Consider the following 21,340-nt stretch of genomic DNA (forward strand, 5'->3'; position numbering starts at 1 on the left):
CACCCGGTTCGACAAACTCGCCGTGCGCTACGAAGCCACCATCCACCTCGCGGCCATCAACGAGTGGCTGTGACCGACTTCGACACAGGCCCTAGGCGGGCCACCTCCGGGTGCTTCGGCTGCCCGGACCGGTGTGCCCCGTCGCCAGCCGGTCGGCTCAGCCGAGGGGTATCTGGGCGGGCCGGTCGGGACGGGCGGCCCCGTCGAGCGTCGTGCCGATCGCGACGGCGGGTGGGGCCGGTACGACGGGCGCGTCCCGGCCGGTGCCCCGGTGGCCGTCGCCGTCGTGGCGCGACTCCTCGTGGTAGTCCTGTTCCACGTTGACCGACCACACGTCGTGGTGGGCGCCGCAGGCGATGTTCTCGGCGGTGAGCATGGCCGTCAGCATCGAGTGGTCCTGGTTGTTGTAGCGGTGCATGCCGTTGCGTCCCACCGGGTGCACGTTGGGCACCTCGCGGGCCAGCCACTCCCGGATCACGTCGACGTTGCGCTGGTAGCGCTCGTCGTAGACCGGGTACGCCTTCGGCATCCGCACCACGTACCCGGCCTCGACCACCCCCGGCCGGACCAGGCCGAGCCGCTCCAGCTCGGCCGTCGCGGCGGCGACCAGCTCGGCGTCCGGCGTACGCCAGGTCTCGTCGTCGGCGAACACGAAGTACTCCAGGCCGAGGCAGGTGCGGCCGTCCTTGACCAGGTGCGGTGACCAGGAGCCGAAGTTCTGGATCCGGCCGACCTTCACGGCCGGGTCGTGCACGTAGATCCAGTTGTCCGGGAACGAGAACTCCTCCGGCACCACCAGCGCGACGGTCAGGAAGTCCCGGTACCGCAGGTCGGCGGCGGCGGCCAGCACCTCCGGCGGGGCGGCCGGGCGCAGCGCGGCGACCAGCTCGGAGATCGGCATCGAGGAGACGACGTGCGCGGCCGGCTCGGTGCGCTGCCCGCCGGCCCCGTCGACGGTCACGGCGACGGCCCGGCGGCGCTCCGGGTCGCGGTGCACGGCGGTCACCCAGGTGCCGGTGTCCACCCGGCCGCCGCGTTGGCGGACCTCCTCGGCGCAGCGCTCCCACATCATGCCGGGGCCGAGCCTCGGGTACTGGAACTCCTCGATCAGGCTGGTCACGTCCTTGCGGTTGCGTCGGGGCAGCACCGCGTTGCGGACGGCCTTCGCCAGCGACAGGTTCTTGATCCGCTGCGCCGCCCAGTCGGCCTGCAACCGGTCGGCCGGCATCCCCCAGACCTTCTCCGTGTACGTCTTGAAGAACATCGAGTACAGCCGCCAGCCGAACCGGGCCGAGACCCAGCCCTCGAAGTGCGACTGGTCCTTCGGCGGGCGTAGCCGGGCGCGCGCGTACGAGCCCATGCACAGCACGGCCTCCCGCACGCCGAGGTTGCGCAGGGCGTTCGCCGCGCTCAGCGGGTAGTCGAACAGGGCGCCCCGGTAGTAGATCCGGCTCATCCGGGGCCGCAGCAGGAAGTCCTCGTCGGGCAGGATCTCGTGCCAGAATTCCTCGACCCGGGCCACCTTCGTGAAGAACCGGTGTCCGCCGATGTCGAAGCGCCACCCGTCGCGCTCGACGGTGCGGCTGATCCCGCCCACCACCTCGTCGGCCTCGAACACCCGGACCGGGCTGTCCCGCCGCAGCAGCTCGTACGCCGCGGTCAGGCCCGCCGGCCCCGCGCCGATGACCACCGTGCCGCGCTCTTCGCCCATGCCCGTCGCCTCCCGCTTCCGCCTTCCGGAGGCGCCCGCTTACCCGGTGCCGGCCGGAACTCACCCCCGGATTCCCGTCCCGCCCCCGCCGCGCCGGATCGTCGGCGGCGTTCCCGTGACGCCCCGGCGCCCGATCGATGCACGGTGAGGTGTCACCGGGCGGCGACGTGTCAACGGCCCCGGAACGGGGATGTGGCACCGGTCGGGCGGCCGGATCGGGAGACGCGTGATGGAGACAGGGCGGGCCGTCGCGCACCGGCGGTGGCGCACGGTGTCCGCCGGGCTGGCCGGGCGCGGGCACGACCTGCGGCGGGCGGTGGCGGGGGCCGCCGGGCGGGTGCCGGCGCCCTGGCTGTACGTCGTCGGTGTCTTCCTCGGTACGAAGATCGTGCTCAGCGTCGTCGGGGTGCTCGCGCTGAGCGCCTTCGACGAGGTGCCCTGGGCGCCCCCGCCGGACGAGACGATGATGCGCGAGCAGCAGCGGGCGGTCTCCGGGCACCGTGCGCTCGCGCTCTGGTTCGCCTGGGACTCCTTCCTCTACGACCACCTCGCCCGGCTCCCGCTCGACGAGCCGTGGCGCGACTTCGGCTTCCCCCTGCTCTATCCGTTCCTGGCCCGTCCGTTGGCCCCGCTGCTGGGCGGCGACACCGCGCTGGCGCTGCTGCTGGTGGCCAACGTCGCGTTCCTGCTGATGCTCTTCTACGCCCACCGGCTGGGCGAGCGGCTGCTCGGCGACGACGCCTCGGCCCGCCGGTTCGTGCGCTACCTGGTGCTGCTGCCGGCCGGGTTCCTGTTCCAGGCGGCGCTGACCGAGTCGCTGTTCCTCTGCCTCGCGCTGGCCGCCTTCCACTACGCCGAGCGGCGACGCTGGCTGCTCGTGGGTGTCGTCGGCTTCTTCCTGGCGTTGAGTCGCTCGGTCGGGTTCTTCGTCGTGCTCCCGCTGGCCCTGGTGCTGCTGCGCCAGCACGGCTACCGGCTGGGCCCGCGCTCCTGGTGGTCGTACGTGCGCCAGGGCTGGCCGCTGGTGCTGCTGCCCGCCGGCTGGCTGACCTTCATGGCGTTCTGCCGGTGGCAGAGCGGCGACTGGTTCGCCTACAAGCGCGCCCAGGAGACGGGTTGGGGCATCCGCGTGCAGAATCCGCTGGCGGTGCTCTGGCACGGCCTGACCGACAGCCCGTCCCGCGACGCCCTGCGGGTGTGGATCGCCGTGCTCGTGCTGGTGGTGCTGCTCGCGGGCGCCCGCCGGCTCGGGCTGCCCTACCTCGTGTACGGGCTGACGATGGTCCTGGTGCCGCTGTCGATGGGCCCGCCCGTGTACAAGAGCCTGCTGCGCTACCTGATCGCCGTCTTCCCGGTCGGTCTCGTGCTGGCCCGCTGGGCCCGCCAGGCCGGCGCCGACGCCTGGCTGACCGCCGCCCTGGCCCTGCTCCAGGGTGCGCTCTTCGTCACCTGGCTCGCCTACTGGACCCACTTCATCATCTGACCGTCCACGGCTCCCCGCCCGCCCACGGCCCCCTTCCCGGTCCGGCAGGTTGCGTCCGAGCACCATCTCGCCCTCGGCGCGTCAGCCGGCTGACGCGCCGGTCCCGGCCGGGCCAGGGCCGCAGAAGTTGGGTGTCGAGGCCGGTGCCCGGGCTCAGCCGGGCACGCCGGGCCGCGCCGGGGCGGCCTCAGGGGCCGGGCCGGTGCTGTCGCGGCGCACCACCTCGGCGGGCAGGATCTCGACGCGGGGCGTCGCCGCCCCCGGGTCGAGCGCCAGCGACATCGCGCGGGCCCCCATCTCGACCAGGGGCAGCCGGACGGTGGTCAGCGCCGGGGTGACGTCCCGGGCGATCGGCATGTCGTCGAAGCCGATGACCGAGACCTGCCGGGGCACGGCCACCGACCGGGAGCGCAGCAGCGCCAGCGCGCCGATGGCCATCGAGTCGTTGAGCGCGACGATGGCGGTCAGCCCGGGGTCCGCGTCCAGCAGGGCGGCGGTGGCCGCGACGCCGCCGTCGCGGTCGAACTCGGCGTGGCGTACGCGGTGCTCGGGCAGGCTCAGCCCGTGCGCGGCGAGGGACTCCCGCAGCCCGGTGAGCCGGTCGGTGGTGGTGGTGAGCACCGCCGGCCCGGCGATCACCCCGATCTCACGGTGCCCCAGCTCGTACAGCTCCGCGCCGATCAGCCGGCCGCCGGCGCGGTTGTCCGGCATCACGGCGTCGCCCGAGTGCTCGTGCCGGCCGATGACCGCGACCCGTCCGCCGGTCGCCTCGTACGCGGCGAGCTTCTCGTTGAGCAGTCGGGTGAAGGTGGTGTCGTGGTAGCCCGAGCCGGCCAGGATGATCGCGGCGACCTGCTGGCCGCGCAGCAGTTCGACGTACTCCAGCTCGCGGTCGGGGTCGCGGTAGCTGTTGCAGATCGTCAGCAGCCGGCCCTGGTCGGTGGCGACCCGTTGCAGGCCCCGGGTGATCTCGGCGAAGTACGGATCGGAGACGTCGTGCACGATGACGCCGACCGCCACCCGGTGCGCGCGGGCCAGCAGTTGGGCGTGCGCGTTCGGCACGTACTGCAGCTCGGCGACGGCGCGCAGCACGCGCTCGCGAAGCTCCTCGGTGACGGGCTTGCTGCTGCCGTTGATCACCCGGGAGGCGGTCGCGGGCGAGACCCCCGCCCGCCGGGCCACGTCGGACAGGGTCGCCACTGCCGCCCCCTCGGTCGCTTGTCGACGGCCGCGCCCCGGTGCCGGCCATTCGTCACCGTACCGCAGCGAAAGTCCTTGCCCGCTCCGGTGCCCGGCGGCGCGACGCCCTGCCGCGCGACGGGCCGGACTGCCTCTTGCCTGAGGCGGGAGACGTTCCCTACGCTGCCCAGGAAAGCGCTTGCCTGAGATCTGCCGCAGGGGGCCTCCCGGCGGTGGCGCAGCGTGGAACAGGTCGCCGCCCGCCCCCGTTTCGGCCGGCGGCGCCCGTGGAGGGAAGGAACACCATGACCCGCAGGTCGATAGGCATCATCGTCAACGGCGTCACCGGCCGGATGGGCTACCGGCAGCACCTGGTGCGCTCCCTGCTCGCCATCCGTGAGCAGGGCGGCGTGCCACTGGCCGACGGCACGTCGATCTGGCCCGAGCCCGTCCTGGTCGGCCGCAGCGAGAGCAGGCTCCGCGAGATCGCCGAGCGGCACGGGCTGACCGACTGGACGACCGACCTGAGCGCCGCGCTGGCCCGCGACGACGTCGAGGTCTACTTCGACGCCCAGGTCACCCAGCAGCGCGAGAAGGCGATCCGGCGGGCGCTGGAGGCCGGCAAGCACGTCTACACCGAGAAGCCCCTGGCCGAGGACACCGAGGGCGCCCTGGACCTGGCCCGGGCGGCGCGTGCCGCCGGCGTGCGTACGGGGGTGGTGCAGGACAAGCTCTTCCTGCCCGGGCTGCGCAAGCTCAAGCGGCTCATCGACGGCGGCTTCTTCGGGCGGATCCTGTCGGTGCGGGGCGAGTTCGGCTACTGGGTCTTCGAGGGCGACTGGCAGCCGGCCCAGCGCCCGTCCTGGAACTACCGCAGCGAGGACGGCGGCGGCATCGTCGTGGACATGTTCCCGCACTGGCAGTACGTGCTGGAGGAGCTCTTCGGCAGGGTGCGAACGGTCTCCTGTGTCACCGCGACGCACGTGCCGCAGCGGGTCGACGAGGCGGGGCGCAGCTACCCGGCGACCGCCGACGACGCCGCGTACGGCATCTTCGAGCTCGACGGCGGCGTGGTCGCGCAGCTCAACTCCTCGTGGTGCGTGCGGGTGCACCGTGACGAGCTCGTCGAGTTCCAGGTCGACGGCACCGAGGGCAGCGCCGTGGCCGGGCTGCGCAGTTGCCGGGTGCAGCACCGGGCGGTCACCCCGAAGCCGGTGTGGAACCCCGACCTGCCGGTCACCGAGCCCTTCCGGTCACAGTGGACGGAGGTGCCGGACAACGAGGAGTTCGACAACGGCTTCAAGGTGCAGTGGGAGGCGTTCCTGCGGCACGTCGTGGCGAACGAGCCGTTCCCGTGGGACTTCCTGGCCGGCGCGCGCGGCGTGCAGCTCGCCGAGCTGGGCCTGCGCTCGGCGCGCGAGGGCGTCCGGCTGACCATCCCGGAGCTGGACCTGTGAGCGCGAGGAGTGAGCCGGGTCTGCGAGCCCCGCAGTCGCGAACGGAAGGCGGACCTGTGAGCGCGAGGAGTGAGCCGGGCTTGCGAGCCCCGCAGTCGCGAACGGAAGGCGGACCTCTGCGCGCCGCCGACGTGGTGCTGCCCGGTGGGCGGCGGTACCGGCTGCGCGGGGGTGCCGGCTTTCCGCGCCCCGCCGGGCCGCCCGCCAGCCGGATCGCGTACGCCGCCGCGCACGTGGTGGCCGATCCGGCGGCGGAGAACGTCCCGGGCGCCCCGGCGGTGCTCGACTGGGAGCGCACCCTGGCCTTCCGGCACCACCTGTGGTCGTACGGCTTCGGGGTGGCCGAGGCGATGGACACCGCGCAGCGCGGCATGGGGCTGGACTACCCGGCCACCCGCGAGCTGATCCGGCGCAGCGCCGCCGAGGCGCGCGCGGTCGGTGGGCGGATCGTCGCCGGGGTCGGCACGGACCAGCTTCCGCCCGGCCCGGCGACCCTCGCCGAGGTGGCCCGCGCCTACCGCGAGCAGCTCGACGACGTGCGGGCCGCCGGGGCCCGTCCGGTGCTGATGTGCAGCCGCCACCTGGCCGCCGCCGCCCGGGGCCCGGAGGACTACCTGCGGGTGTACGACGAGCTGCTGGCCGCCGCCGACGGGCCGGTGGTGCTGCACTGGCTCGGCCCGATGTTCGACCCGGCGTTGGCGGGCTACTGGGGGTCGGCCGACCTGGACGAGGCCGCCGACGCGGTCATCGAGCTGATCAAGGCCCACGACACCCGGGTGGACGGGATCAAGGTCTCCCTGCTGGACGCCGACCGTGAGGTGGCGTTGCGCCGCAGGTTGCCCGCCGGGGTGCGGCTCTACACCGGCGACGATTTCCACTACCCGGAGCTGATCCGGGGCGACGCGGACGGCCACTCCGACGCGCTGCTCGGGGTGTTCGCCGCGATCGCGCCGGCCGCCGCCGCGGCGCTCGCCGCGCTCGACCGGGGGGAGCCGACGGCGTACGAGGAGATCTTCGCGCCGACCGTGCCCCTGGCCCGGCACATCTTCGCGGCCCCGACCTGGCACTACAAGACGGGCATCGTCTTCCTGGCCTGGCTGGCCGGGCACCAGGACCACTTCACGATGGTCGGTGGGGCGCAGTCCGGCCGCTCGCCGGCGCACCTGGCCACCCTGCTCACCCTCGCCGACGCCGCCGGACTGCTGCCGGACGCGGAGCTGGCCGCGGCCCGCGCCCGGGCGCTGTTCGCCGTGGCGGGGGTGCCCCAGTGAGCGCGAGGAGTGAGCGGGGTTTGCGAGCCCCGCAGTCGCGAACGGAGGCGGCTCGGTGAGCGCGAGGAGTGAGCGGGGTTTGCGAGCCCCGCAGTCGCGAACGGAGGCGGCCCAGTGAGCGCCGGTCCCGCGAGCCCCGCGGTCGCACACGGGGAGGGGGACCGCGTGGACGCCCTGCGGCGGTTCTCGTTCAACCAGGCCACGTCGCAGCACTGGGCGTTGCCCGAGGTGGTCGCCGGCTGCGTCGCGGCCGGCGTGCCGGGAATCGGGCTGTGGCGGGAGCCGGTTGCCGGCTACGGGCTGGCGCGCGCCGCGAAGCTGGTCCGCGACGCCGGACTCGAGGTGACGTCCCTGTGCCGGGGCGGCTTCTTCACGGCCGACGGCTGGCGGGAGGAGAACCTGCGGGCCATCGAGGAGGCCGCCGCCCTCGGCACCTCGGTCCTGGTGCTGGTCTCCGGCGGGCTGCCGGCGGGCAGCCGGGACGTCGACGGGGCCCGCCGCCGGGTCGCCGACGCCGTCGCCGAGTTGGCCCCGCACGCCGCCGCGGCAGGGGTGACCCTGGCGATCGAGCCGCTGCACCCGATGTTCTGCGCGGACCGCTGCGTGGTCTCCACCCTCGGTCAGGCGCTCGACATCGCCGAGGGGTTCGACCCGGGCGTGGTCGGGGTCGTCGTCGACGCGTACCACGTGTGGTGGGACGACACGGTGTACGCGCAGATCGCCCGCGCCGGGGCGCGGATCGCCGCGTTCCAGGTGTGCGACTGGGTCACCCCGCTGCCCGAGGGGGTGCTGCTCGGCCGGGCCCTGCCCGGCGACGGCTGCATCGAGCTGCGCCGGCTGCGGGAGGCCGTCGACGCGGCCGGCTACACCGGGCCGGTCGAGGTGGAGGTCTTCTCGGCCGAGGTGTGGGACCGGCCGGGCCGGGAGGTGCTGGACGCCTCCGTCGCGGGATACCTGCGCCACGTCGCCTGACGGCGCTCCCGGCCGGTCGGCGGAGGCTGTCCGCGCCCGAATCGACCGGCCGGCTGACCGGCGCGAGCCCGGAGTCCCTTCACCTCGCCCGCCCGGCTCTCTATGATCGGTGGAAAATGTCGCCAGACAGCCGGTCATAGGCCGGCAAAAACCTACAGGCGCGGCCGGCGCGCCGGGAAGGGTGGGCATGGCGCTGTCCGCGACCGTTCTCGCCGAGTTGCGCGGCATCGTCGGTGCGTCGCACGTGCACGACGCGGCCGGCGACCTCGTGGCGTACGCGCGGGACGCCACGCCGCTCTTCTCGCACCGGCCGGACGCGGTGGTCTTCCCGGCCGACACCGCCGAGGTCGCCGCGGTGCTGGCGCTCGCCACCCGGCACCGGGTGCCCGTGGTGCCCCGGGGCGCCGGCTCCAACCTGTGCGCCGCGACCGTACCGCTGCGCGGCGGGATCGTGCTGGTGCTGACCCGGCTCAAGGCCATCCTGGAGGTCAGCGCCGACGAGCTGCTCGCCCGGGTGCAACCGGGCGTGACCAGCGCCGCCCTGGCCGACGCCGCCGCCGCGCGGGGCCTGCTCTGGGCACCCGATCCGGGCAGCCGCACGGTCGCCACCGTCGGCGGCACCATCGCCACCTGCGCGGGCGGGCTGCGCGGGCTGAAATACGGCGTGACCCGCAACTACGTGCTGGGCCTGGAGGCGGTGCTGGCCACCGGCGAGGTGATCCGCACCGGCGGCCGGCTGTGGAAGGACGTCGCCGGCTACGACCTGACCCGGCTGCTCACCGGCTCCGAGGGCACCCTCGCCGTGATCACCGAGGCGACCGTGGCGCTGCTGCCCGCGCCGGCGTCGGCGAACACCGGCGTCGCGTACTTTCCCACGCTCGCCGACGCGGGGGAGGCGGTCGCCCGGGTGATCCGGGCCGGCGTGGTGCCGGCGACGCTGGAGTTCCTCGACCGGGCCTGCATCGACGCCGTCGAGGACTTCGCCCACCTGGGGTTGCGCGCTGACGCCGGTGCCCTGCTGCTCTTCGGCGACGACGGCCCACCCGACCTCGTCGCCGCCCATCTGGACCGGATCGGCGCCGCCTGCGTCGAGGCCGGCGCGGTGGAGGTGACCACGGCCCGCGAGGTCGCCCAGGCCGAGGCACTGCTGGCCGCCCGCCGCTGCGCGCTGCCGGCGCTGTCCCGCCGGGGCGGGGTGACCATCCTGGAGGACGCGACCGTGCCCCGGCCGCGCATCGCCGAGATGGTCGACCGCATCGACGCCATCGCCGCCCGGCACGACGTCGCCATCGCCACCTTCGGCCACGCCGGCGACGGCAACCTGCACCCCACCTGTGTGCTCGACTCGGCCGAGGACCACGAGGCCGTACGCCGGGCCGAGGCGGCCTTCGCCGACGTCTTCGCCGCCGCCATCGACCTCGGGGGCACCATCACCGGCGAGCACGGGGTGGGGGCGGCGAAGCTGCCGTTCCTCGCCGCCCGCCTCGGCGACGACCAGCTCGCCCTGCTGCGCCGGATCAAGACGGCCTTCGACCCGGCGGGCATCCTCAACCCCGGAAAGCTCGGCTCATGACCGGTGACGTGTTCGATCCGGAGCAGCTGTCGCGCTGCATCTCCTGCGGGTTCTGCCTGCCGGCCTGCCCCACGTACGCGATGACCGGCGACGAGGCGTCCTCGCCGCGCGGCCGGATCACGCTGATGCGGGCGTTGCAGGACGGCACCCTGCCCCCGGACGACGCCACCCTCGCCGAGCAGTCCTCGTTCTGCCTGGGCTGCCGGGCCTGCGAGCCGGTCTGCCCGGCCGGCGTCGAGTACGGCAGCCTGCTGGAGCAGTGGCGGGTGCACCAGTGGCGCGGCTGGCGGCGGCCGCTGGTGGCCCGGGCGCTCATGCTGTTCGTCGAGCAACGCTGGCTGCTGCGACTGTCCGGCCTCGTCCGCCGCGCCGCCCGCGGCCGGGCCGGCACCCCGGCCCAGGCCACGCAAGCCCAGCCCACGCCCGCTCCGGGCGGGGCATCCGCGACGGCGACCGCCCCCATGCCCGCCGCCCCCGCCGGGCCTGACACAGGCGGGCACCTGATGCTGGGCTGTGTCGAGCGGGGGCTCTACCCGGCGGTCAGCCGGGCGGCGCACGCGCTCGCGCCCGAGCTGGCCGTCCCCACGGCGCAGGGCTGCTGCGGCGCACTGCACGCGCACAACGGCGACCTGGCCGGCGGCGAACGGCTGGCCGAACGCCTCGGCGCGGACCTGCCGGGCACGATCGTCACCACCTCCGGCGGCTGCGCCGCCCATCTCGCCTCCGTGCTCGGCGCCGAGCGGGTGCGCGAGCTGTCCACCTGGCTGGCCGACCGGCCCGCCGGGGCCGAGCTGCGGGTCGGCGGGCGGCGCGCCCGGGTCGCCCTCCAGGACTCCTGCCACCTGCGCAACGGCCTCGGCGTGTTCGCCGAGCCCCGGGCGCTGCTGCGTCAGGTCGCCGACTACGTGGAGCTGCCCTCGGCGGCCACCTGTTGCGGGGCGGCCGGCACGTACTCGCTGCTGCGCCCGAAGGAGTCCCGCCGGATCCTCGACGCGAAGCTCGACGAGATCGAGGCCGCGGGCGTGGACCTGGTGGTGGTGGTCAACCCGGGCTGCCTGCGGCAGTTGCGCACGGGGCTGCGCCGGCGCCGGTCGGCCGTACGGGCAGTGCACCTCGCCGAGCTGCTCGCCCGGGTCGAGTCGCCGTAGCCCCGCGGCAGCGCCGCCGCCGGGCGCAGCCCCGACAGGTCGAGGGCCCCGAGCGGACCCCCGGCCGGGGATCATTCCGTACGGATGCCGTCCGGGCGGGTGAGCCGCCACAGCACCGGCAGGCTGAGCCCCGTCACCAGCAGCACCACCGCCGCCCCGAGGCCGGTGGAGATGCCCAGCGTCGGCCAGGCGACCGTCACCGGCGTCTGCACCATGCGCAGCAGCGCCGCGCCGAGGCCGAGGCCGAACACGACCGCCAGGGCGAGCCCGATCACCACCGGCACGGCGCTCTGCCACAGCACCGACCAGCTCAGCGTGGAGCGGCGGGTGCCCACCGCGACCAGCATCGCCAGCAGCCGGCGGCGCTCCCGCAACTGCTCCAGTACGCCGACCAGCATGCTGGCCCCGATCAGCAGCAGCGTGACCACCGCGCCGACGTAGAGGCCGCGCTGGACGTTGACGAACTGGCTGGCCTGGCGGCTCTCGGTCAGCGTGAGCACCGAGGCGTACGGGTCGACGACGGCGGCGGCGTTGCGGACGTGCTCGACCGCGTCCGGCCGGTCGGGTGCGAGCCGCAGGTACGCCTCGGCGCGCAGCGGGCCCAGCCGGGCGGTGTCGACCGCGCCGGGGGTGGCCAGCACCCCGCCCTGCCGGTAGCCGGACGGGTCGGGACGCACCGGCACCTCCCGGGCGGTGGGCGGCACCCGCCAGGTCACCCCGTCGGCGACCGTGGCCGCGCTGCCCGCACCGATCCCAACCGGCTCGCCCTCCGCGTCCGGGACCAGGAACACGTCGCCGTCGGCGCACCGGTCGAGCCGCGCGAACTCCGCCAGCGCCGCGCAGTCGCCGATCCGCAGCGTGCCGTACGCCGCGCCGGCCGTGACGGAGGTGGCCAGGGTGGCGTTGCTCGCGGTCACCCCGGGCGCGCCGGCCAGCCGGTCCAGCCCCGCCGCCACGTCCGACCGCGGGAGGAACTGCACCTGCACCTGGGCCCGGGAGGTGTCCTGGCCGGTGTCGAAGGTGAACCGGCCGGCGACGCCGGCGAAGAGCATCTGCAACCCGATGGTGCCCGCCACGGCGACCGCGATGCCGTTGACCAGCCGTGCCGAGGCGGCGCTGTCGACCTGGAGACGGCGCACCGCGAGCTGCCACGCGACGGGGCCGCCGCGCAGCCGGCGTACGAGCAGGTCGGTCAGCCAGGGCAGCAGGGTGACGACGCCGACCAGCAGCAGCACGGCGCCGGCCGCGGTCTGCCGCTCGCCGCCCAGCGGCGCGACCCCGGCGGCGCCGGCGAGCAGCAGCCCGAGCCCGGCGGCGGGCAGCAGCAGCCGCCACACCAGCCGGCGGCGCACCGGGGTGGCGCGCCGGGTCACCCCGAGCGGCTCGACCAGCACGGCGCGCATCGACACCAGCGTCACGACGACGGCGAGCGCCGGCACGGCCAGCACGACGGCGGCCACCAGCGCCAGCGGCGGGCGCACGTCGGCGGCGTACACGCTGAGGTCCATGAGGGTGACCAGCGGCACCACCTGCCGGCCGAGCGCGAAGAGCGCACCGCCGGCCGCGACGCCGAGCAGCGCGCCGGCGGCGGCCTCCCCGGCGGCGATCCGACGGATCATCGCGGCGTCCGCGCCGATCAGCCGCAGCGCGGCCAGCCGCCGGTCGCGCCGCTCCCCGCCGAACCGCACGGCCGCGCCGAGGAAGACCGCGATGGGCAGCAGCAGCACCACGAAGATGACGACCACCAGCACCACCAGCACGGGGTCGAAGGCCTCGCCGGGCAGCCCGCCACCGAACGCGTCCAGCCGGATGGCGTCGTCGGCGGCGAGGGTGGCGCTGCCCAGGTAGTAGGCCAGCTCGCGCGGGCCGGCCAGCCCCTCGGCACCGATGACGCCGACGACCGTGGCGCCGGCCAGCCGGGGCGCGAACAGCGCGCCGTCGTCGGAGTCGAGCAGGTCGCGCAGGGCGGGGGAGACCAGCACCTCGCCGGCGCGGGGCAGCGCGCCCACCCCCGGCGGGACCGGTGCGGCCGGCCCCTCCGGCCGCACGATCCGGCCCCGCACCGACCGTCCCCGGAACTCGGTGTCGCTCTGCCGGATCAGCAGGGTGTTCGCGGCGGCCGGGATCTTCTCGCCCATCCGCAGGTCGTCGCGGGCGTCGCCGCGCGCCTGCCGGGCGTCCAGCGCGCCGGGCACGGCGGCGGCGAGCAGCAGCATCGCCACCCCCACCCCGACGCCGAGCGCGGTGAGCACCGCCCGCAGCCAGCCGTCGCGCCCGCCGGTGACCGCCATCCGGGCGCCCATCGCCAGGTCGGCCGCCCGGTCGCGCAGCCGCGTCACGCCGCGACCTCCAGGTCCCGGGTGCGCCCGTCGCGCACCACGACCTCCCGATCGGAGTACGCGGCGACCCGCGCCTCGTGGGTCACCAGCACCACGGCCGCCCCGGTGTCCCGGGCGGCGGCGGTGAGCAGCCGCATGACCCGCTCGCCGTTCAGCGAGTCGAGCGCCCCGGTGGGTTCGTCGGCGAAGACCACCCGGGGCCGGCTGACCAGCGCCCGGGCGACCGCCACCCGCTGCCCCTGCCCACCGGAGACCTCGCCGGGCCGCTTGCCGGCCACGTCGGCGACCTCCAGGCGCTCCAGCCACTCGGCGGCCCGCCGCTGGGCGTCGCGTCGGCCGACCCGGGCCAGGCGCAGCGGCAGCGCGACGTTCTCCAGGCAGGTCAGCTCCGGCACGAGCTGGCCGAACTGGAAGATGAAGCCGAACTCCTCCCGGCGCAGCGCGCTGCGCTCGGCGTCGCTCAGCGCGGTGAGGTCGCGGCCGGCGTAGCGCACGCGGCCGGAGTCTGGCCGGGCGATGCCGGCGAGGCAGTGCAGCAGGGTGGACTTGCCGGAGCCCGACGAGCCCATGATCGCCAGCACCTCGCCCGGGTGCACGCGCAGGCTGGCCCCGGCGAGCGCCCGGGTCGGCCCGAACGAGCGGTGCAGGTCCTCGGCGACAAGCAGCGGGGCGCTCACGACCGCACCGTCGCGGCCAGCTCGTCGAGGCGGGCGGCGGTCAGCTCCAGCCAGCGCAGGTCGGCCTCCAGATGGAACAGGGCGTGGTCGCAGACCAGCTGCTCGGCGAGGTCGCCGTCGCGCTTGCGGCGGGTCAGCTCGCGCATCATCCGCAGGTGCTCGGCGCGCTGCACGTCGAGCACGTCGGCGGCGGGGCGGCCGGTCAGCAGGGCCAGCACCACCTTGGTGTAGAGGGTGCTCTGCAGGTACGGCTCGGGCTTCTCGGCCCGGGCCAGCCACTGGGCCACGTCGGTGACACCGGCCTCGGTGATCGCGTACCGCTTGCGCTCCGGGCCCTCGCCCGGCTCGACGGCGTCCACCTCGACCAGGCCGCCGCGCAGCAGCCGGGAGAGGGTGGCGTAGACCTGCCCGTATGCGAGCGGGCGGGCGTGGCCGAAGCGCTCGTCGTAGAGGCGCTTGATGTCGTAGCCGTGGCGGGGAGTGGCCTCCAGGAGGCCGAGGAAGGTCTGTCCGATCGACATGGCCGGGACTATACACACCGCGTATACCTCGGGTGTATACCGGTCGCGCCGCGCTGGTCCACCGCGAGCCGACTACAGTGCCCGCTCAACCTTTTGCGCCGGGAGGTCACGTGTTCGCCCTGTCCCTGACCGAGGATGCGGAACTGCGTCCCTTGGAACCCTGGCGGGCCGAGGAGTTCCTCGCCCACCTCGACCGGGCCCGCGCGCACATCGTGCCCTGGGTGTCACCCTCGTTCGTCGTCGGCGACCTCGACGCCGCCCGGGCCGTGCTCCAGGGCTACGCGGACCGGTGGGCGCGCGACGCCGGCGGCATCTGGGGCATCTGGCGGCGGGGCGAGCTGGTCGGCGGGGTCATGTTCGTCTCGTTCGACACCGCGTCGGGCGTCTGCGAGGCGGGCTGCTGGCTGGAGCCCGCGGGGGAGGGCCACGGGCTGGTCACCCGGGCGGTCGGCCGGATCGTCGACTGGGCGGTACGCGAGCGCGGCATCCACCGGATCGAGTGGCGCACCAAGGCGGACAACGTCCGTAGCATCGCCACCGCCCGGCGGCTGGGCATGCGCCTCGACGGGACGCTGCGCGAGGTCTACCCGGGTCCGGCCGGGCGGATCGACATCGAGGTGTGGTCGGTGCTGGCGCCCGAGTGGCGCGGCGTGCGCTCAGACGCCGGCGAGCACCGCGTCGAGTGAGCGGGGCACCCGGTCCGGCTCCAGCGCCGCCACGAGCAGCCGCGCGTACACGCTCTTGCGGCCGGACCGGGTGCCGAGGAACCGGCGCAACTGCGCCTCGACGGGCCGGCCCCGCTGCGCCGGCTGTCGCTGGAACAGGTCGAACGAGCGCTGCTCGCCCTCGGCGGCGAGCACGTCCTGGACCTCGGCGACGCCGACCGCACGGATCAGTTCGTCCTCCAGGTCGGCCACGCAGACGTGGAACCCGAGGGCCGCCAGGTCGACCCGGGACAGGTCGACGCCGAAGCCGCAGCGTTCCAGCCCGCGCCGGAAGTAGCCCTCCTCGGCCTCGTCGTAGAGGCCGGCCAACCGCAGGCCGCGTCCCGCAGGGCCGAGCTGGTCGAGGAAGTGGCCGATGTTCGTCGCGCCGCCCATGGCCACCACCCGTACGCCCTCGGCGTCGAGGTCCCGGCCGCGGCGCGCGGCGAGGGTCTCCAGGGCGGCCCGGTCGCTCGGCCCCTCGACGAGCACGACCGTCCGCGCCTCGGTCCCGTGCGCCAGGTCACCGATGCTCCGCACTCCGCCTCCCCGTCCCCGATGCCGCAGCGCCCGCCCGGGGTCGGCCCGGCGGTCCGGCCCCGAAGTGCGGGATGTGCCACCGGGACGACGTGCGTCGGGCGGGCAGCGCGGCCCGTCGCCCGCCGGGGCAGCGCGGCCTGCCCGTCAGGGGAGCGTGGACCGGGCCGGGCCCCGACGCAACCGGATTGCGGGCGGCACGGACCCACCGGGGGCCGGCGGTGGTGCCGCCGCCCGGGCCGGGTGACCCGGGCGCCGGCGCCTGCGTCAGGGCAGCGACCGCAGGAACGGGCCGTGGCTGAGGCGGAACTCCCAGGCGTAGAACCGGTCCCAGTTGATCGACCAGGTCATCAGGCCGCGGAAGGCGGGGTTGGTGCCGCTGCGCGGGGCGTACGAGCCGCAGCCCTGTCCCTTCACCAGGCAGGTCACCGCGGCCTGCACCCCGGCCGGGGCGAGGTAGCCGTTGCCGGCGCTGGGGGAGGAGGGCGCGCCGAAGGCCACCTGGTCCTCACGCAGCGGCGGGAAGACGCGGTCGGCGTTGCCGGCGACGGGGAAGCCGGCGAGCAGCATGTCGGTCATCGCGACGTGGAAGTCCGCGCTGCCCATGCTGTGGTACTGGTTGTCGAGCCCCATGATTGGCCCCGAGTTGTAGTCCTGCACGTGCAGCACGGTGATGTCGTCGCGCAGCGCGTGGATCACCGGCAGGTACGACCCGGCGCGCGGGTCCTGCCCGCCCCACGGCCCCGAGCCGTAGAACTGGTAGCCGAGCTGGACGAAGAACGTCTCGGGCGCCATGGTGAGCACGAAGCCCGCCCCGTACCGCTGCTTGAGGGTGCGGATCGCGGAGATCAGGTTGACGATCACCGGCGTGGTCGGGTTGCGGAAGTCGGTGTCGCCGGTGTCGAGGTAGAGCGAATGTCCCTCGAAGTCGATGTCGAGCCCGTCGAGGCCGTACCGGTCGATGATGGTCGCCACCGACCGGACGAAGGTGTCCCGGGCGGCGGTCGTGGTGAGCTGGACCTGGCCGTTCTGCCCGCCGATGGAGAGCAGCACCTTTTTGCCCTGCGCCTGCTTGGCGCGGATCGCCGCGACGAACTCGGCCTCGGTCTCGACGCCCGGGCACTCGCTCGGCGGGCAGAGCTGGAACCGGATGTCGCCCGAGGTGACCGTGGTGGGCTCGCCGAAGGCGAGGTTGACGATGTCCCAGTCGGCGGGCACGTCGGCCATCCGCAGGTAGCCCGAGCCGTTGGCGAAGCTGGCGTGCAGGTAGCCGATCAACGCGTGCCGGGGCAGCCCGCCGGGCGGGGGAGTGGTCGGCGGCGGGGTGGTCGGCGGTGGTGTCGTGGGCGGCGCGGTGGTGGGCGGGGCGGTGGTGGGCGGGGCGGTGGTGGGCGGGGGCGTGGTCGGCGGGCTGGTGGGGGTCCCGCCGGAACACGGGGCGCCGTTGACCGTGCAGTCGGTGGGGGATCCGGAGCCGGTGGCCAGGAAGCCGAACGACACCGAGGCGCCGGGGGCCACGGTGCCGTTCCACGAGCGGTTGGTGAACGTGTGCCGCTGGCCGGCGCTGCTCACCGTGGCGTCCCAGTAGGAGCCGAGCGTGGTGCCCGCGGGCAGGGTGAAGGCGACCTGCCAGCCGGTGATGGTGCCCGGGCCGCCGTTGGTGACGGTGTAGCGCCCCTCCCATCCGGTGCCCCAGTCGGCGGTCTTGACGAAGGTGGCGGTCGGGCCGGCGGCGCGGGCCGGCGCGGCCAGGGTCAGCGTGGTGGCCGTGACGGTGGCGAGGGCCGCGACGGCGGCCAGCAGCAGGTTTCGGGCAGGGCGACGCATCCGGACCTCCCGGGTACGAGGGCCGTCGGATCGACGGATGCACAATTATTAGGATTGTTAACTGTAGTTGTCCAGGTGTGCCGACCGGACTTCCCGATCCGTTTCGCCCCGTGCCCCGCGCGAGTTTTCGGCCCCCTGCGTCCATCCTGGACCGCCGGCGTGCGGAAATGTCGTACCCGGGGGCGACCATCCATCCATGGCTGTCCCCGCTCTCACCCCGCACACCGACCAGCCGCGCTCGGTGCCGCTGCGCGAGGCGCGCACCCGGCTCACCCAACTCGTCGCGCTGGCCGAGTTGACCGACACCGTCACCATCGTCACCCGCGACGGCGACCCCCGACCCGTCGCCGCGATCGTCCCCGCGGCGGCCGCCCGCAGCGCCGCCCAGGCCCGCGCCGACGCCGACCGCCTCGCCACCGTCACCGCCGGTTGGGCCCGCCGCCTCGACGAGGCGCACCGGCTGAGCAGCCGCCGCCACTCCGCCGAGCTGCGCGCGGTCACCGCCGCCCTCGCCGAGGTGTGGGCGGAGCTCGACCGGCGCGTCACGCCGGGCAGCGACCCGGGCCTCGCCCGGCTCCGTGCCGCGCACGCCGACCTGCTGGCTGCCGACCCCGCCGCCTGACCGGGCCCGCTGCGGTCCAGCGCCGCTGCCGTCCACGTGTCTCGTCCGGCGTCGGCGTCGTACAGCGTGCCGTCCGGCCGTGCACGAGCTGCCCGCCTTCCGCGCCCCGCGCGCCGATCTCCTCGGCGGGCACCGGCACCGTTTGGCGTCCCGCGTTCCCACCCCAGCCGTGCGTCGGTGCCGGCCGCAAGGCAGCGGCGGCGTCAGCCGGCGGGGTAGGCGTGCGTCTCCGCCGCCTTGACTGCGGCCCAGACCGGCTGGCCGGGGGCCAGGCGTAGCTGGGCGGCGGCGGCCGGGGTGACGTCCGCCGCCACCCCGATCGGCCCGTCGAGCCGCACCCGCAGGTTGTCGCCGTGTCGCTGCACGCCGGCCACCGTCGCCGCCCAGGTGTTGCGCGGGCTGCCCTCGGGGCGGGCGGGATGCAGGGCCACCGCCGACGGCCGGAAGGCGACGAAGGCCTCCCCGTCGAGCCGGTCGGCGACGGTGAGGGTCAGCCCGTCGGCGACCCGTATCCGGTGCCCGTCGGCGTGTCCCCGGTGCAGGTTCAGCCCCACGAGCCGCGCCACGTAGTCGGTGCGTGGCCGCGCCGTGACGGTCGCGGCGTCGCCCTCCTGCACCACCCGGCCCTCCTCGACGACCACGAGCCGGTCGGCCAGCACCAGCGCGTCCAGCGGATCGTGGGTGACCAGCAGGGTGGCCCCCGGATGCGCGGCGAGGTGCCGGTGCAGCTCGGCCCGGGTGTCCAGCCGGGTGCGCGCGTCGAGCGCGGCGAGCGGCTCGTCCAGCAGCAGCAGCGCCGGCTCGACGGCGAGCGCGCGGGCCAGCGCGACCCGCTGCGCCTGCCCACCCGAGAGTTGTCGGGGCCGGCGGTGGGCGTGCTCGGCCAGGCCCACCCGGTCCAGCCAGTCGTGGGCCCGCCGACGGGCGCCACGCCGGTCCGCGCCCCGCCGCCGAGGGCCGAACGCCACGTTCTCCAGCGCGCTGAGGTGAGGGAAGAGCAGGTAGTCCTGGAAGACCACGCCGATCGGCCGGCGCTCGGTCGGCGTCCATGCCCGGCCCTCCGGCCGGTCCAGGTCGACGCCGTCGAGGGTGAGGTGCCCGGCGCTCAGCGGGAGCAGGCCGGCGAGCGCGCGCAGCGCCGTGGTCTTGCCCGCCCCGTTGGGGCCGAGCAGCGCGACCACCTCGCCGGCGGCGACCCGCAGCGGCACGTCGAGGCGGAAGCCGTCCCGGTCCACCACGAGGTGCGCGTCGAGCAGCGGCGCGTTCACGGGCTGGTGATCCAGCGGTCGCGCAGCCCGGCGAGGATGGCCACCGAGACGACGAGCAGGACGAGGCTGAGCACGACTGCCGCCTGCACGTCCGTCTCCAACGCCAGGTAGACCGCCAGCGGCATGGTCTGCGTACGCCCCGGATAGTTGCCGGCGAAGGTGATGGTGGCGCCGAACTCGCCGAGCGCCCGCGCCCAGCACAGCACCGCGCCGGCCGCCAGACCGGGCGCCACCAGGGGCAGGGTGACGTGGGTGAACGTCGTCCAGCGACCCGCGCCGAGGGTGGCCGCCGCCTCCTCGTACCGGCCGTCGGAGCCGCGCAGCGCCCCCTCCACGGCGATCACGAGGAACGGCATCGCCACGAACGCCTCCGCCAGCACCACGCCGGCGGTGGTGAACGGCAGGCTGATGCCGAAGGTCGCGTCGAGCCAGCCGCCGAGCAGGCCCCGCCGCCCGAACACCAGCAGCAGCGCCACCCCGCCGACGACGGGCGGCAGGACCAGCGGCACGGTGACGAGGGCGCGTACCAGGCGCCGACCGGGGAACTCGACGCGGGCCAGCAGCCAGGCCAGCGGCACCCCGAGCAGCAGGCAGAGCAGCGTGGCCAGGGTGGCGGTCACCAGGGACAGCCGCAGCGCGGTGAGCACGCCCGGCGCGGCGAGCCGCTGCGGCAGGTCGGCCCACGGCGTACGGGCCAGCAGCCCGACCAGCGGCAGGACGAGGAAGGCCAGGCCCAGCGCGGCCGGCAGCAGCAGCGCGACGGGCACCCCGGCGCCCCGCCGCCCGGACCGGGTACGCGTCACGGGACCTGGAACCCCGCCTCGGTGAGCACCGCGCGTCCCCGCTCCGATCGGACGTACGCGACGAAGGCCCGCGCGCCGTCGGGATTCGGCGCGTCGCGCAGCACGACGATGGGGTAGTCGTTGACGGCGTGGGCGGACTCGGGGAACTCGACGGCCGTCACCTCGGCCGTGGCGGCCAGCGCGTCCGTACGGTAGACGAGGGCCGCGTCGACCTCGCCGAGGCGCACCTTGGACAGCGCGCCCCGGACGTCCTGCTCCAGGGTGACCGGAGTGAGGGCGAGCGAGGCGGCGGCGAGCGCGGTGCGGGCCGCCGCGCCGCAGGGCACCTGCTCCGCGCAGAGGGCGACCTTCACGCCCGGCCGGGTCAGGTCGGCCAGCCCGGCGACGCCCCCCGGGTTGCCCTTCGGCACGGCGACGACGAGCTGGTTGCGGGCGAAGAGCGCCGGGTCGCCGTCGGCGTTGCCCGCCCCGGTGACCGTGGCCATGTTCCGCGTCGCCGCCGAGGCGAACACGTCGGCCGGCGCGCCCTGGTTGATCTGGGCGGCCAACGTCGCGCTGCCGGCGAAGTTGAAGACGACGGTGGTGCCCGGGTGGGCCGCCTCGAAGTCGCGGCCGAGCCGGGTGAACGACTCCGTCAGCGAGGCCGCGGCGAAGACGGTCAGGGTGCCGCCGCCATCCGCCGACCCGCCGCCACCGGCGGCGCTCCCGCCGTCGCAGCCGGCCACGCCGGAAAGGGCCAGCGTCAGCGCCACCACCAGCGCCGGCCACCGACGCGGTCGCTGCGGACTCACGATCCCTGCCTCCCCCGGGCGTTGCCCGACGGCGCGGCCCGTTCCACCACCACCGTGGTCGACTTGATCACCGCGACGGCCAGCGAACCGACCCGGAGGTCCAACTCGTCGACCGCCTCCCGGCTCATCAGCGACACGATCCGGAACGGGCCGGCCTGGATGTCCACCTGCGCCATCACGGTGTCCTTGACGACGTTGACCACGATGCCGCGCAGCCGGTTGCGGGCCGAGGAGGCGTCCGACCGGTCGTCCGGCTCGGCGGCCTGACCGCGCGCGAACGCGGCGAGGTCGACCCCGTCGATCGTCCGGTGGCCGTGTGTGTCGCGGCCGGCGGCGAGCCGCCCGGCGTCCACCCACCGGCGTACGGTGTCGGCGCTGACGCCGAGCAGCTCGGCGGCCTCCCCGATGCGGAACGTCGTCACCGGTTCACCCTAGCGGCCGGCAGACGCAAGGCAGA

At 75.3% G+C, this 21,340-nt stretch carries 19 protein-coding genes; 8 read left to right on the top strand and 11 right to left on the bottom strand.

All coding sequences use genetic code 11. The annotated features are described in order from the left end of the window. Positions 1 to 157: 157 nt before the first annotated feature. Positions 158 to 1,711 carry an NAD(P)/FAD-dependent oxidoreductase gene (locus tag ACGFIG_RS25230; protein ID WP_393006858.1) on the bottom strand — a complete coding sequence of 518 codons (1,554 nt, stop codon included), beginning with the start codon at positions 1,709 to 1,711 and terminating at the stop codon, positions 158 to 160. Between the two features lie 229 nt (positions 1,712 to 1,940). Between ACGFIG_RS25230 and ACGFIG_RS25235 the strand changes: the two genes are divergently transcribed. Beyond that, positions 1,941 to 3,194: a hypothetical protein gene (locus tag ACGFIG_RS25235; RefSeq protein ID WP_393006860.1), complete on the top strand. Its 1,254-nt coding sequence runs from the start codon at positions 1,941 to 1,943 to the stop codon at positions 3,192 to 3,194. A 153-nt stretch (positions 3,195 to 3,347) separates the two neighbouring features. On the opposite strand, the gene ACGFIG_RS25240 is transcribed toward ACGFIG_RS25235, so the two are convergent. Next, entirely contained in the window at positions 3,348 to 4,394 is a 1,047-nt protein-coding gene (locus ACGFIG_RS25240) for a LacI family DNA-binding transcriptional regulator (protein ID WP_393006862.1), read from the bottom strand. A 284-nt stretch (positions 4,395 to 4,678) separates the two neighbouring features. Between ACGFIG_RS25240 and ACGFIG_RS25245 the strand changes: the two genes are divergently transcribed. The 5 genes from ACGFIG_RS25245 (at position 4,679) to ACGFIG_RS25265 (ending at position 10,794) form a co-directional block, all read left to right on the top strand. Further along, positions 4,679 to 5,830 carry a Gfo/Idh/MocA family protein gene (locus ACGFIG_RS25245; RefSeq protein WP_393006864.1) on the top strand — a complete coding sequence of 384 codons (1,152 nt, stop codon included), beginning with the start codon at positions 4,679 to 4,681 and terminating at the stop codon, positions 5,828 to 5,830. Positions 5,831 to 5,946: 116 nt separating this feature from the next. Next, positions 5,947 to 7,101: a dihydrodipicolinate synthase family protein gene (locus ACGFIG_RS25250; RefSeq protein ID WP_393007385.1), complete on the top strand. Its 1,155-nt coding sequence runs from the start codon at positions 5,947 to 5,949 to the stop codon at positions 7,099 to 7,101. A 174-nt stretch (positions 7,102 to 7,275) separates the two neighbouring features. Then, positions 7,276 to 8,073, top strand: a complete 798-nt coding sequence (locus ACGFIG_RS25255) for a sugar phosphate isomerase/epimerase family protein (protein WP_393007387.1) — start codon at positions 7,276 to 7,278, stop codon at positions 8,071 to 8,073. A gap of 187 nt (positions 8,074 to 8,260) precedes the next feature. Beyond that, complete coding sequence (locus ACGFIG_RS25260) at positions 8,261 to 9,646, top strand: FAD-binding oxidoreductase (RefSeq protein ID WP_393006866.1); 1,386 nt, start codon at positions 8,261 to 8,263, stop codon at positions 9,644 to 9,646. Next, on the top strand, positions 9,643 to 10,794 hold the full coding sequence (locus ACGFIG_RS25265; RefSeq protein WP_393006868.1) for a (Fe-S)-binding protein: 1,152 nt from the start codon (positions 9,643 to 9,645) through the stop codon (positions 10,792 to 10,794). The genes ACGFIG_RS25260 and ACGFIG_RS25265 overlap by 4 nt, the downstream gene beginning before the upstream one ends. Positions 10,795 to 10,865: 71 nt before the next feature. Here ACGFIG_RS25265 and ACGFIG_RS25270 read toward each other — a convergent pair whose 3' ends face one another. Genes ACGFIG_RS25270 through ACGFIG_RS25280 form a run of 3 tightly spaced genes read right to left on the bottom strand, consistent with a single transcriptional unit; the run spans position 10,866 to position 14,331 of the window. Continuing rightward, positions 10,866 to 13,133, bottom strand: a complete 2,268-nt coding sequence (locus tag ACGFIG_RS25270) for an FtsX-like permease family protein (protein WP_393006870.1) — start codon at positions 13,131 to 13,133, stop codon at positions 10,866 to 10,868. Next, entirely contained in the window at positions 13,130 to 13,810 is a 681-nt protein-coding gene (locus ACGFIG_RS25275) for an ABC transporter ATP-binding protein (protein WP_393006872.1), read from the bottom strand. Before ACGFIG_RS25275 ends, ACGFIG_RS25270 begins: the two co-directional genes overlap by 4 nt. Then, the gene (locus ACGFIG_RS25280) at positions 13,807 to 14,331 is read right to left on the bottom strand and encodes a PadR family transcriptional regulator (RefSeq protein WP_393006874.1); all 525 of its coding nucleotides are present in this window, start codon (positions 14,329 to 14,331) and stop codon (positions 13,807 to 13,809) included. Before ACGFIG_RS25280 ends, ACGFIG_RS25275 begins: the two co-directional genes overlap by 4 nt. A gap of 110 nt (positions 14,332 to 14,441) precedes the next feature. On the opposite strand from ACGFIG_RS25280, the gene ACGFIG_RS25285 reads away from it, so the two are divergent. After that, complete coding sequence (locus ACGFIG_RS25285) at positions 14,442 to 15,017, top strand: GNAT family N-acetyltransferase (protein WP_393006876.1); 576 nt, start codon at positions 14,442 to 14,444, stop codon at positions 15,015 to 15,017. Here ACGFIG_RS25285 and ACGFIG_RS25290 read toward each other — a convergent pair. Continuing rightward, a complete protein-coding gene (locus ACGFIG_RS25290; protein ID WP_393006878.1) occupies positions 14,988 to 15,575 on the bottom strand; it encodes a TOPRIM nucleotidyl transferase/hydrolase domain-containing protein in 588 nt (195 codons plus the stop codon). The two genes, ACGFIG_RS25285 and ACGFIG_RS25290, sit on opposite strands and share 30 nt — an antisense overlap. Before the next feature lie 264 nt (positions 15,576 to 15,839). Further along, positions 15,840 to 17,378: a chitinase gene (locus tag ACGFIG_RS25295; protein ID WP_393007389.1), complete on the bottom strand. Its 1,539-nt coding sequence runs from the start codon at positions 17,376 to 17,378 to the stop codon at positions 15,840 to 15,842. Between the two features lie 217 nt (positions 17,379 to 17,595). Here ACGFIG_RS25295 and ACGFIG_RS25300 point away from each other — a divergent pair, with 217 nt between their 5' ends. Further along, positions 17,596 to 18,021: a type II toxin-antitoxin system Phd/YefM family antitoxin gene (locus ACGFIG_RS25300; protein WP_393006880.1), complete on the top strand. Its 426-nt coding sequence runs from the start codon at positions 17,596 to 17,598 to the stop codon at positions 18,019 to 18,021. Positions 18,022 to 18,224: 203 nt separating this feature from the next. Here the strand turns inward: ACGFIG_RS25300 and ACGFIG_RS25305 are convergent, their stop codons facing one another. From ACGFIG_RS25305 to ACGFIG_RS25320, 4 genes are read right to left on the bottom strand one after another with little or no spacing between them, the layout of a single operon-like run. Continuing rightward, positions 18,225 to 19,289, bottom strand: a complete 1,065-nt coding sequence (locus ACGFIG_RS25305) for an ABC transporter ATP-binding protein (RefSeq protein ID WP_393006882.1) — start codon at positions 19,287 to 19,289, stop codon at positions 18,225 to 18,227. After that, on the bottom strand, positions 19,286 to 20,092 hold the full coding sequence (locus ACGFIG_RS25310) for an ABC transporter permease (protein WP_393006884.1): 807 nt from the start codon (positions 20,090 to 20,092) through the stop codon (positions 19,286 to 19,288). Before ACGFIG_RS25310 ends, ACGFIG_RS25305 begins: the two co-directional genes overlap by 4 nt. Beyond that, the gene (gene modA / locus ACGFIG_RS25315; RefSeq protein ID WP_393006886.1) at positions 20,089 to 20,883 is read right to left on the bottom strand and encodes a molybdate ABC transporter substrate-binding protein; all 795 of its coding nucleotides are present in this window, start codon (positions 20,881 to 20,883) and stop codon (positions 20,089 to 20,091) included. Before modA ends, ACGFIG_RS25310 begins: the two co-directional genes overlap by 4 nt. Continuing rightward, positions 20,880 to 21,305, bottom strand: a complete 426-nt coding sequence (locus ACGFIG_RS25320) for a molybdopterin-binding protein (RefSeq protein WP_393006888.1) — start codon at positions 21,303 to 21,305, stop codon at positions 20,880 to 20,882. Before ACGFIG_RS25320 ends, modA begins: the two co-directional genes overlap by 4 nt. Between the last annotated feature and the right edge of the window lie 35 nt (positions 21,306 to 21,340).

It is taken from the genome of Micromonospora sp. NPDC049048 (genome assembly GCF_043197615.1).
GTDB lineage: Bacteria > Actinomycetota > Actinomycetes > Mycobacteriales > Micromonosporaceae > Micromonospora.